General features: G+C 44.5%; 8 protein-coding genes. 1 reads left to right on the top strand and 7 read right to left on the bottom strand.

Annotated elements, in window-relative coordinates:
• Window positions 1-63: 63 nt before the first annotated feature.
• From CEW93_RS01635 to fumC, 6 genes are all read right to left on the bottom strand, one after another.
• Complete coding sequence (locus CEW93_RS01635) at window positions 64-1809, bottom strand: FTR1 family protein (RefSeq protein WP_089539694.1); 1746 nt, start codon at window positions 1807-1809, stop codon at window positions 64-66.
• A 16-nt stretch (window positions 1810-1825) separates the two neighbouring features.
• Window positions 1826-3058, bottom strand: coding sequence for an iron uptake transporter deferrochelatase/peroxidase subunit (gene efeB, locus CEW93_RS01630; protein ID WP_089539693.1), 1233 nt, complete (start codon window positions 3056-3058; stop codon window positions 1826-1828).
• A 55-nt stretch (window positions 3059-3113) separates the two neighbouring features.
• Window positions 3114-4001 (bottom strand): iron uptake system protein EfeO, encoded by an 888-nt coding sequence (efeO, locus tag CEW93_RS01625; RefSeq protein ID WP_089539692.1) that lies wholly within the window; start codon window positions 3999-4001, stop codon window positions 3114-3116.
• Between the two features lie 212 nt (window positions 4002-4213).
• Entirely contained in the window at window positions 4214-7060 is a 2847-nt protein-coding gene (locus tag CEW93_RS01620) for a lactoferrin/transferrin family TonB-dependent receptor (RefSeq protein ID WP_089539691.1), read from the bottom strand.
• Between the two features lie 21 nt (window positions 7061-7081).
• Window positions 7082-8911, bottom strand: coding sequence for a transferrin-binding protein-like solute binding protein (locus CEW93_RS01615; RefSeq protein ID WP_186727863.1), 1830 nt, complete (start codon window positions 8909-8911; stop codon window positions 7082-7084).
• Between the two features lie 212 nt (window positions 8912-9123).
• Entirely contained in the window at window positions 9124-10518 is a 1395-nt protein-coding gene (gene fumC / locus CEW93_RS01610) for a class II fumarate hydratase (RefSeq protein ID WP_089539689.1), read from the bottom strand.
• A gap of 176 nt (window positions 10519-10694) precedes the next feature.
• On the opposite strand from fumC, the gene CEW93_RS01605 reads away from it, so the two are divergent.
• Window positions 10695-11279 carry a 5-formyltetrahydrofolate cyclo-ligase gene (locus tag CEW93_RS01605; protein WP_089539750.1) on the top strand — a complete coding sequence of 195 codons (585 nt, stop codon included), beginning with the start codon at window positions 10695-10697 and terminating at the stop codon, window positions 11277-11279.
• A 58-nt stretch (window positions 11280-11337) separates the two neighbouring features.
• On the opposite strand, the gene CEW93_RS01600 is transcribed toward CEW93_RS01605, so the two are convergent.
• Window positions 11338-12699 carry a Na+/H+ antiporter family protein gene (locus tag CEW93_RS01600; protein WP_089539688.1) on the bottom strand — a complete coding sequence of 454 codons (1362 nt, stop codon included), beginning with the start codon at window positions 12697-12699 and terminating at the stop codon, window positions 11338-11340.
• Window positions 12700-12811: the final 112 nt, after the last annotated feature.

Raw genomic sequence — 12811 nt, 5'->3', positions numbered from 1 at the left:
AATACATATCATTATCGCTAAAATTAAAAATAATTTCAAGCTTGGTCAATAACAGTCCAATAACTAAAAAAATCTGTGCTTATCTTTTGTGCGTTTTATTACCCACAACACCACAATCACCAGCACATACAGCCCCTGAGTTATCATGCCCTGCACGGTTGGATAAAAGCCCAGCCATGTCATGGTGGGTACGTTTGGCACGATGGTATAAGGTAGCTGTCCTGTCAGTTGCAATGCTGAGATACTCACACCCAAAATCTTAAACCCAAGCCCATAAATCAGCCATGTCAATACCAAAAACAGCTTAGGAATGGGCAATTTCAGCGATGTTTTGACCATGATAAAAGCAACCACCGCCAAAATCAGCAGTGCCATAGCAACACCAAGCAAAAAATCAGCCGTGCTAATGTTGGGTAAAATCCCTGCATAAAACAAAATCGTCTCTGCCCCTTCACGAAACACCGACAAAAAGCTCAGCCCAAACAGCCCCACAAAGCTGCCTGTACTTAATGCCCGACCCATATAACTGTCAATATAGGCGTTCCATGCTTTAACTGATGATTTGCTGTGCAGCCATACGCCCACACCAAGCATCATCACCACCGCCACAATACCAACCACACCTTCTAAGGCTTCACGATTTGCTCCTGATGTCATGGCAGGAAACAGCTTTTGTAAAATTATCGCCCCTGCCACACTTGCCACAAGCCCCACGCCCACACCTGAATAGACCCATTTTTTGCCCTTAGGTTGGTTGGCAGCGGTCAATGCTGCCACCAATGCCATGATGATTAAGAGTGCTTCCAAACCTTCTCTTAACAAAATCAGCATGGAATCTATCGCCGTATAGCTACTGGTGGGGTTGATGGCAGACAGCTCATCAATGATGGTTTGCAAATCTTGCTGTGCTTTTTTATCGCCTGTCGCCATGATGATGGGGATTTGACTTTCTACCTTGCTGTACAAAGCAGGATTGCGTGTGCTGACTTGTCCTTCAAAAACCACCCACGCATCAATGAATGCACCAAGTTTTGCCGAAGCTGTGGCATGGTCATTATTTTTAAAAGCATCAAGCCCTGCTTGCAACAGCTCAATGCCATACGCCAAATCCACATCTTGAACGGTTTGAGTAATAGTTTCGCCACGATTGTAGCTGTCAATGGCAGTGCTTAATTTATCCAGATTATCCTTGATACTTGTCAGATTTGGTGGCGTGCTTTCTATGCCCACTCGCATAAGTGCCATCGCCGTTTCTATTTTGCCATAATGTGCCATGCTGGTATTACGCACCACACGCTCGCCTGACACCCACGCACGATTAAAGCCATCATACGCCACTTTTAATTTGCCAATATCGCCATCTTGCTCAAAGTTATGAACCGTTTTGGTCAGCTTATCAAGAGCAGGGGTGATGTTTTTGGCAAATTTGGCACGCTTGGCAGTATAATCGGTGGGGTTTTGCTGTTTTTCCAAATCATACAAAGCCACAGACAGCACGGACAAAGTGTGATTGTTGGGGGTGGCAATGGCTTCTTTGAAGGCGGTCTGTGCTTTATCTTTTAGGGGACTATCGCCAATTTGCAAGGCGTTAAACTCATCATAAGCACTCTGCAAAAGTGGTATGGCTTCTTGTGCTTTATCTGTACGCACCTGCCCCATCGCATCAGACAGCTTGATAAAAATGGGACTAAAATTGGCTTTGGTGGTTGTAACAACAGCATCCTGAGTGTTGGTTTGTGCCCATGTGGGCGTACACACCCCCAGCCACAAACACCAAAACAGCATAAAAATTTTTATGGCAGACTTCATGGCAATCCCTTATTGGTTAGGATTCAAACAGTTTTTGCCCCAAATACTCGCCTTGTTTTATTCCACCAAAACAAGCAAACAAACCACTACCGATATGCGTGGTATATTCGGTCATCTTATCTGTATTACCAAAGGCGTTTTGAATGGCACTAAATTGCATGGGGTGTTTTTGAAAGGAGATGAACAAAAGCCCTGCGTTAAACTGCCCTGTTTTTGGGTCAATGCCACTACTGTACGAAAACGAACGGCGTAACAATTGCAAGCCCGTACGTTTGGCAATGCCAGCGTGTGTGGTCGTATCAATCACCAGATTGCCTTTATCATCGGTGGCATTAACATCAAGCTCATCAAACTCGCCTGATTGACCAATACCTGCCCCACTATCTCGGTGGCGACCAAAGGTGTCTTCTTGACCTTTTAGGCTGGTTCTGTCCCAAGTTTCAAGATGCATTTGGATAATGCGTGCCACCAAATAAGTACCATCTGCAAACCAGCCTTGATTGTCCGACCACAGCCATTTGTCGGTATCCTTTAAAGTGTCTTGGTTGGCAGTACCATCTTTGAAGGCAAATAGGTTGCGGGGGGTGTCTTTGCCATCATCAAAGGCATTAAACCCTGACTGCGACCATTTCATTGTGATTTTGTCTCGGGCTTGACGCACCAGCTGACGCACCGCATGAAACGCCACCTGTGGGTCTTCGCTACACGCTTGTATGCAAATATCACCCCCTGACAGCTCAGGACGAATTTGGTCGCGGGGAAATTTGGGCAATTCACTTAGCTCTGGTGGTTTTTTGTCTTGTAGCCCCAGTTTGTCAAAAAAAGATGGGCTGACCCCAAAAGTCAAGGTCAAACCATACGCCCCAAGGCTATCCGCTTCTCCTGTATCAATGGGGGGCACATGGGGATTGGTGTCATAGGCTTGGATATTTTCACCCTTCATCAAACGTTCTGAGTACTGTGTCCAATCTTTGAACATTTGGGCGATTTGGGCTTTGTCAGTATTATGCAAATCCACCACCAAAAAATAAATGTGCCTTTGAGCGGGCGTAACGATGCCTGACTGATGTTCACCATAAAACTCATGGCGAATGTCGGCAAAGCAGTTTTTGTTTTGTGGCGTGGGTGGTGGCGGATTTGTTTGAGCAGATTGTTTGTCGCACCCTACGACCAATGCGCCCACACCCAACGCAGACACCGCACCCATTTTGCCTAAAAATGCCCGACGGGTGTTTTTTATGTCTTTCATCACACACTCCTATGACACCAATCCAAAGACCATTTATTTAATGACAACTGATTTATTACAAAATCACGCCCATCTGTGCCAATGGCTCACCGAGTTTATTGACCGCTTCGGCAAGCTCTTTGGTGTTTTCGGCAGTCAAATCAGTATAAGGCTTATAATCCTTATCGCCCACTTTATATTTATCCAAAAGTCCATTGACATTTTTAAAGCTATCGTTGAGCGTTTTGACTAATTGGGGGTCTTTTTCTTGGATTTTTGGCGTTAAAATCTCAAAAATCTTTTGTGCCCCTTCAATATTGGCTTTAAAATCATACAAATCAGTTTTTGAAAAAATCTCTTCTTCGCCAGTGATTTTGGTGGTGGAAACTTCGTTCAGCAAATCTACCGAGCCTTGAATCATCAGCTCACCGGTTACTTCGGCGGTAGGGATTTTGGCACGCAACTCCTTGATGTCAGCGATAAGCTGGTCAGCCAACGCTTCGGTGCCTTTGGTGGTATTTTCTACCCAAAGGATTTTTTCAATGGCATGAAAACCTGTCCATTTCTCACCTTGCTCCAAGTCAGCTTCACGGTTATCAATGCGTGGGTCAAGGTCGCCAAAACTCTCAGCGATAGGCTCACTACGCTCAAAGTGCATACGCACCAAAGGATACAAGGCTTTGGCCTCATCAATTTTGCCTTCTTTTAACAGTGCGACAAACTTTTCGCTACCAGTAAGTAGCATATCAATCTCACCTTCTACCCATTTTTTATATTCGGCAGTTTCGGCAGATAAATCCACGCTGGTTTGGGCTGTATTTGCTTGTACTGTATCAGCTTTGGTGGTGTCGCTGGTTGGTGTTTTTGGGGTGTCGGTGGCTTTGTCCTCAGGTTTTTGGCAAGCACTCAAAGACAGTGCCAGTGCCAAAGCAACAAGTAGCGATTTTGGGGTGAAATTAGCCATATTTTCTCCTTTTTGTCATAAAGAAATAATAACCATTATTATAAATCATTTGGGGTAAAAATACAAAAACACGCCATCATTTTTATCATAAAAACAGCACCAAAAAGGCATTGGGTCAATGTTAATAAGATGGTTATGGCAAATCATGGTAATAAAAAATGCCAGCCGACATTTGTCATGCTAGCATTTTTATTCGTTTGGCTGTTTAATGTTTAAAACTTCATTTCAAGTGCCACACTAAAATTACGCCCCGGTGCGGCATAACGTGCCAAATTTTTGCTTTTGTCTTGATTGACGGCATTGGCAGACGACTGACGGATAGACTCCCAAGTGCTATACTTACGATTTAGGAGATTATAAGCCCCCGCACGCAAGGTAAAGTTTTGGTTGATGTTCCAAAAGCCTGTCAAATCGTAGGTGTACCAATGCTTACTGGCAACTTTGGTGGCAGCGACATCGCCACCATATCCGCCCCGTTTTTGTCCCAATAGCTCATCGGTGTTTTTAGCCTTAGAGTAGGTTGCCATCATATTAACCCCCCATTGACCATTGGGGTGGTCATAGCCCAAACCTGCCACATAGCGAGCTGGCTGCAAGGTGTCCAATAAAGGTGATGTGGTGTGCACAAACCCTGCTTTGGCAGAAGCATCTTTGACTTTGATTTTGTTATAAGCAAATGTGCTATACAAACCATCTGGCAGTTTTTCAGACACGCCGTACCAGTCAATCTTACTAATCAAGTTGATGCCATTTAGGGTGATGTCATGGACATTGTGATAACCATCATCTGTTGCTGGCTGGCTTAAATCTGGTCTGCGAGAAGCTGTCGTGATTAAGTCTTTGTATTTATTGTTAAAATGACTGACTTCCACATAACCAAACTGCCCCAAAAAGCCAATACCAATCTCTTGGTTGGTGGCTTTTTCTGGTTTTAGGTTGGAGACGTGCTGCTGCTCATGACTGATGGGGTTGCTTGAGTCAAATGAGCCACGTCTACCAAACAGCTCATAAAAGGCTGGCACACGAAAGGCATTAGAATAACGATAAGACACAGCAATATTATCAATCGGGTTGATGGTGATACCTGCATTATATGACCAGTTACCATATTTGCCTGTGCCTGTGTAGGGGTCATCTGACTTAAAATGATGTTTGTCGTAACGCACGCCCAAGCCCAGTTTGGCATATTTATTGATGTCAATGTGGTCTCTTAAAGCAACAAACTGGTTGTGCCCTGTGATGGTACGTGTACCACACAAAGCCAAACCCACACCGTCAGCTTTACAGTTATTGGTGGTAATCACTTCAATAGGCAAACGCTCATACACATCAGGGTCTTCATAAGTGCCACGACCATTTAAGCCTCGCCACTTAGCATCTGCGTTTTTGCTGATAAAATCCCCACGATACAAATTGGATTTAAAGTTATCCACGCCTGCCAATACATTGACTTTGTGAGTCATTTTGGCAACATCAAAACGCTTATCCGCCGACAACTGCCAAACGTTATGAATCTCTTCATAGGTGTTGCGATGTGAATAATAAGACGACCAAGGTTTATCAATGCTGGGCTGACAGTTTTTATCAAAATTAGGATAAGCAGAACAACGATGCTCATGCAAAAAGGTGTCCACCGAAATGTCTTGGCGGTCAAAACTCAAAGACAAGCTATCCACCAAGGCTTTGGTGTTGGGGCTGGTATATTTATAAATGGCACCATAGCGTGATTTGTCATGATGCTCATCATAATAAACACCACGTGTATAAATCGGTGTAATTCTTAGCGGATTTACATCAAGCACAATGCCTTCGTTGATGTTATTGCCCATGTATAAGCCACGAGCAAGCGAACCACGTTCGTTGTTTAATCTAAGGTCTGCCAAACTTAGATATGCTGGCTTGGTTTTGTCCTGCACGTCATATTCTTGCTTGGTACTTTCAAGCACCGCACCAAGATAATGACTGTCGGTCAAATGATAACCGCCTTTTAATAGCCAAGACTTAGACTGATATTCCATTGGGTCTGGCAAAACACGGTCATCGCCTGTATAATCTTCGCTACTTACCTGCTCAGTAATATGACTCATACTGTCATAGATTGCCTGCTCTTTTGGGGTGTAGGGTGGTTCAGTGCGAGGCGTATGACGTGTGTGTGGCTCTTGGGTGATTTCCGCTTTGGGTTTTGGTGTGCAGTTTGTCAAGGTTGGGCATTCTTCTTTTAAAATAAACCAACCTGCTCGCTTTTGTGTCTCTGGCTGACCTGAGGCATTCCAAGGGGCTGGTCTTAGCTCATATGGCGTAACAAATGCCCCTGCACGAGTGATGCTTTGAGAGATGTCCTTGACTGATTTATGAGCTTTTATCTCTTCACCCTTACGATGTGTAAACTGCATCAAGCCTTCAAACTTACCTGCCCTACCTGCCACGCCGACTGTATTGGCAAATTGTTTGTTTTTGCTGCTATAGGCACTTTTGACATCCACACCCCAGTCTTGACCGTCTTTGATGATGTCATCTGGCTCTTTGGTGCGAAAACTCACCGCCCCACCCAAAGCACCACTACCAAACTCGGCTGATGCTGAACCTTTACTTAGCTCAATGGAACGCACATTTTCGTACTCTATTTCATTGATGGCACCACCATTGGCATCTGAATGCTCAGTAATATAAGACTGGGTTTGCACCAAGCCATCTACCTGCAAGCCCACACGGTTTCTGTCCACGCCACGAATGGAATAGCCGCTACTTGCTCCACGTCCCTGCTCCACCACAGCAATACCAGGGTCATAACGCGTCAAATCTCGTATGCCCATAATCTGCTCTTTGTCAATGTCTTGGCTGTGCTTGACGATTTTGCCAAGCCCTGTTACTTCGGTGCTTTTTCGCCCCACACGTTTGGAGATGGTAACGGTCAATGCCTCTAGCTCAACATGGGGTTGGGCTTTGTTCTCTTCATCAGTCGTATCAGTTTGTGCATAGGCAGTTACGCTCAATGAAGCGGTTAAAATCGCCAAGTAGATTGTGCGCATTTGAAACTTGGCTGGCTGTTGTGTCATCATAAATCAATCCCCAAAAATAACTTACTGAGTGAGTACTTGTTTTTTTGCACCAAAGACGCCACCAATCTTATCTTTGCTTGCTTCATCGCTTTTAAAATAACCACCAAGCTCAATCGCTTCTGGCCCGTAAAAAGCCCCTGACACACTACCAAACACATGAGCAGCATCGCCTGTGGTTCTATCTAGCACAAATCCTGATGCACCACTTTCAAATTTGGCACTAAATCCATTACCACTAATCACCCCATCTTTGATGATGATAGCAGGCTTTGCGCCATTTTCTTGATACAAAGAGCCCGTTAATGTCTTGGCAGCAAAATCCACACCAAATTTTGCTCGGCTACCTGCCACACCCTGACTGGGACTGACACCACCAACCTTTTGACCTTGGGTTAAAACATTGGCTTCCCAAGTCCCCACATATTCATACTGTCCTGTGGTGAGCATTTGTGCCAGTGGCGTGCGTTCACCCGTCAAAAATAGATGGCCATCGCTTTTGCTGTCGCCTGTGCTAGTAAAATAGTTGCCAAATTTGACATAGCTTAGATTGCTACAACACGCATTGGTAACCAAACTGCTGCCATTTTTTAAATCATGGGTGTTGTGAGCAATAAACTGCTCCGCTGCATTGGCTGGTAACAATGAAAACGAGCGACCATTGATGACCAGTTTGGTGGCGTCGCCAAAGGTGTCCAAATCTCGTTTTCCAAAGCCATTTGTATTGATGGCAATTGCATCAAAAGCCCTGTCAGCTTTGGCAACATTATCGCCATCAACGTGCTTGCCATCTTTAAACTGACGCGCCCCAAACACACCAAACAGCGAATTATCATCTGTCAAAAACTTACCTGCCAGCTCTTCGGCATTAGCACCAAAAAATCCGCCTTCTAAGGTGCTTGAACTGGCACCAAAGTAAGCATCGCTAGTATTGGTTGATTTGGCGTTACCCCGAAAGCGGTTGCCATAAAGTTTGGCATCAATGTTATATCGGTCAATGCTGGTTGATGATTTGGTGGCTTTATCATATTTATTGTATTTTAAGGTGCCTGTCAGCGTTTTTTTGTCAAAATCCACTGTAAACTCACTGGTATGACTGTGTGGCTGACTGCCGTCTTTATGAATGCCTGCCTCGCGTAATCTGGCATCATTACTCACCGATTCATTATAAGAAAAAGCACTGTGATAATCCCCCGGATTGGTTGCCACCCCCTGATCCAGTTTAAATTCATCAGACTGTGGGCGAGATTTGACCACATTGGTAGCAAAATCCCAATCGCCTTTATAGGTAATCACCTGACCTATTGGCAAAGCGGTAGCAGGATTTTTACCCAAATAAAACACAATTCCATTGGGTCCACGATGGATTTGTCCATTTAAAAACACAGGTCTTGCCGTCAAATCCGCCACCCAACCTGACTTGACAAATTTCATATATTCACGATTGCGACTGGCAAAAAAACCACTTTGATGATCATGAGTACCAGAGATTTCGGCATACTCACGACCTTTTTTCGCTCTTAAACCTCTAATTTGACGTTCGGTGAGTTTATCAAACTCATCACCAATAACCACTATGTCATTGGCACTAAAAGATTTGTGCTCTTCGGCAGAATTTCTGCCTGTATCACGTTTAAGCAATGACACCTCCACCCCCAATGACGGCTCCATCATCGCATCTAGCTGCTCTTGGGTACGTGGCTCACTGGGTGCGTCTTGTAATTTTGGTTTATTATCTTGTGCTCTTGGCGGTGGCTCAACTTGGTTTAAGTCAAATCCACCTTTGTTGGAAGCACATGCCGTCATCAACACCGTTACAGCAATCGCCAAACTCGTTTTTGCAAAATTTGTCACAACAACACTCCGATAACGAATAAAAACACCAATAAAGTTGGTGTCAAGGTTAATTAAAATAATGAGATAACAAATAATAACTATTATCATTATATTAAATTTTATAAAAACCGTCAATAACTTTACTCACTAAAAACAAATCAGCAACAATAAAACATTTGTAAACAAAAAAACAAGCCCAAATTGGACTTGTTTTTATCAGCAAGTTTGCCTTATTTGGGTGATACCATCTCATTTGGTTTGACCCAGTCATCAAACTCATCGGCAGTCATCAAACCTAACTCCACCGCCACTTGTTTTAAGGTTTTGTTTTCTTTGTAGGCAGTTTTGGCGATTTTGGCGGCATTTTCATAGCCAACATGGCGATTGAGTGCCGTAACCAACATCAAAGAGTTGTGCAAAAAGTGGTCAATTTTTTCACGCACAGGCTCAATACCCACCGCACAATTGTCATTAAAGCTCACGCAAGCGTCCGCCAGCAGGCGAATGGACTGGAGCAAGTTATAGCCGATAACAGGCATAAAGACGTTGAGCTCAAAATTACCGCTTGCCCCTGCCATATTGATAGTAACGTCATTACCCATCACCTGAGCCACCACCATGGTCATCGCTTCTGACTGCGTGGGATTGACCTTACCTGGCATGATGGACGACCCCGGCTCGTTCTCTGGAATGGTCAGCTCACCCAAGCCACAGCGTGGACCACTTGCCAACCAACGCACGTCATTGGCGATTTTATTTAGGCTTGCCGCCAAAGTCTTTAACGCCCCCGAGGCAAACACTTCGGCATCACGAGCCGCCAAGGCTTCAAATTTATTGGGAGCAGTAACAAAAGGTAACCCTGTCAAATTGGCAAGCTCAGCGGCAGCTTTGACGGCATACTCAGGGTGGCTGTTAAGTCCTGTACCGACTGCCGTACCACCAAGGGGCAACTGATACAAACCCTGCAAAGCATTATCAATCCGTACCAACGCCAAATCTAGCTGTGCCACATAACCACTAAACTCTTGTCCCAACGTCAGTGGCGTGGCATCTTGTAAATGTGTCCGTCCGATTTTGACAATGTCAGCAAAGTCGGCAGATTTTGCCGCCAAAGTATCACGCAATTTTTGCACCGCAGGAATAAGCGATTGATTTATCTCGGTCGCTGCTGCCACACGAATGGCGGTGGGAAAGCTGTCATTGGTGGATTGGGCGTGATTGACATGGTCGTTGGGGTGCACAGGCTTATAAGTGCCTTTGGGGGCTCCTGCAATCTCGTTGGCTCGGTTGGCAATGACCTCGTTCATGTTCATATTAGACTGCGTGCCTGAGCCTGTCTGCCAAACAACAAGCGGAAACTCATTGCTAAGCTCGCCTTTGATGACCTCATCGCACGCCTGTACAATCAGCGTTTTTTGGTTATCATCAATACGTCCAAGACTGGCATTGGTGATGGCAGCGGCTTTTTTGACAGTTGCCATCGCACGAATCAAAGGGCGTGGCAAAGTCTCACCACCAATTTTAAAGTTTTCACGGCTACGCTGAGTTTGTGCCCCAAAATAGGCATCGCTAGGGACGGATACTTCACCCATGGTGTCTTTTTCAGTACGATAAGTTTGAGTCATGATAATTTCCTTGTATGACCTTTAAATCAATGGTTGCAAACCTTAAAATTTGCGTTAAAGTAACTCATCAAGCATAGCATGATTTTTATCATCTTTCAATGAAAACGATTATCATTTTTATAAAATGGATGTTTTCAAAAAACAATACAAACACACCGACAAGATTTCAAAATATTATGCCAACCCTAGCCCAATCTCAAAACCATACTTTACGCCAAACCATTCGCCACCAACGCAAAAAACTATCTGTAAAACAACGCCAATATCACGCATTTTTAGCCAGTTTACACTTGCCTAAACTGTTACCCCTACTACCCAAAAATGCCCTTATTGGTTTGTATTTGGATGGATTTGGTGAGCTGCCCACCGCACCGATTTTGGCGTTTTGTCAAAAGCATGATTTGACGCCCTTTTTGCCAATCACTTGCAAAGATAAGCCTTTATGGTTTGCACCTTGTTTTTATGATTTAAAAAAAACACCACTTAAACGCCACAAACTTGGCATGAAAGAACCCTTGTTAAAACAGACAATGACGGCGGATAAATTAGACTGTATCATTTGCCCATTGGTGGCAGTGGATAAATTCGGAAACAGACTGGGTATGGGGGGTGGATTTTATGACAGAACCTTTGCCAAAGCCCCCAATGTGCTCAAGGTAGGCTGGTGTTATCACTTTCAAGTGGTAGAAAAATTGATGATAAACCCTTGGGATAAGGGCGTGGATTTGCTCATCACAGAAAAAGGCGTGATGCGTTTTTGATGGCTTTTGATATAGACCATAAAAAACCCTTAACATTAAGGGTTTTTATTGATGACACTTATAGCACCAGTGAAGCCATCCACCCAAAAATGATGAGCGGTATGTTATAGTGGATAAATGTCGGTATCACGCTATCTTTGATGTGGTCGTGCTGTCCGTCCACGTTGAGTCCCATGGTTGGCCCTAGTGTAGAATCCGAAGCAGGAGAGCCAGCGTCCCCTAGCACGCCTGCGGTTGCCACCAGTGCCAATGTCGCCATTGGGCTAAATCCCATCGCCATACACAGTGGCACATAGATGGTGGCAATAATCGGCACGGTAGAAAAAGACGAACCAATTCCCATCGTAACCACCAGCCCCACAATGAGCATGGCAAGACTTGCCAGAGCTTTGTTATCACCAAACACACTGACCGCTGACGCCACCAGTGGCTGAATATGCCCTGTGGCTTTCATCACTTCGGCAAAACCTTGGGCACTAATCATGATAAAGCCAATCATCGCCATCATCTTAATGCCATCATTAAAGACATCATCTGCCTTATTCCAGCCCACCACCCCTGTTGCCATAAATATCGCAAAGCCTGCCAAAGAGCCCAAAACCAGCGAATCTGTTTTTAATTGAATGACAAACGCCGCCAAAATAGCAACAAGCGTAACGATGATTTTAAAGGTCATGTTGTTATGTTGTGTGTTGTCCGCAAGACTTTTGGTGGTGTTGTCTGCATTGACAGCGAGTGTTTTGGCGTTATCATAACTGCGTGGTTTGCGATAGCTGATAAATATCGCCACCAAAAGCCCTAGCACCATACCAAGAGCAGGTATTGCCATCGCTTTCATCACCGAAATGCCCGTGGTATCTAGCCCAGAGCTTGCCAGATTTGCCATGATGATTTCATTTAAAAATATGTCCCCAAAGCCATAAGGGATAAACATATAAGTATTGACAAGCCCAAAGGTAATCAAACAAGTAACGAGCCGTCTATCAATATGCAGCTCATTAAACACCGTCAAAAGTGGTGGAATGAGTAGCAAAATAAACGCAATATGAATGGGGATGAGGTTTTGGCTAAGGCACGCAAACAGTACAATCACCCCAAACACCAGCCATTTGATGCCACCACCTTTGGCACTTTTGACACTGGCAATCACCTTATCTGACAACGCTTTTGGCACGCCAGAATGAGCAATCGCCATGGCAAATGCCCCAAGCATGGCATAAGATAAGGCAATGCCCGCCCCACCTTTGATGCCGTTTTGAAAATGGGTCAGCACACCTGTCGCCCCATTTTCCACATCAACCAAAGGCAAGCCAGCAAGCAATCCGCCCACCACTGCTCCCACAATCAAACTAAGCACCACATGGACACGAGCCAAAGACAGCCCCACCATGATGATGACCGCTAATAATACTGCGTTCATAATTATCCCCATAAAAGTGTTTATTATAACTGACAACGCATTTACTATTGATTGGTAAATTGAAATAAACTTGTAACAAATTATCAATCTTGTCAAATCCGCCAAAAGATGA

The sequence above is a fragment of the Moraxella sp. VT-16-12 genome, from assembly GCF_002224245.2.
Lineage (GTDB): Bacteria > Pseudomonadota > Gammaproteobacteria > Pseudomonadales > Moraxellaceae > Moraxella.
Note: the sequence above shows the minus strand (reverse complement) of the source record. Positions and strands in the feature narration are given on the sequence as shown.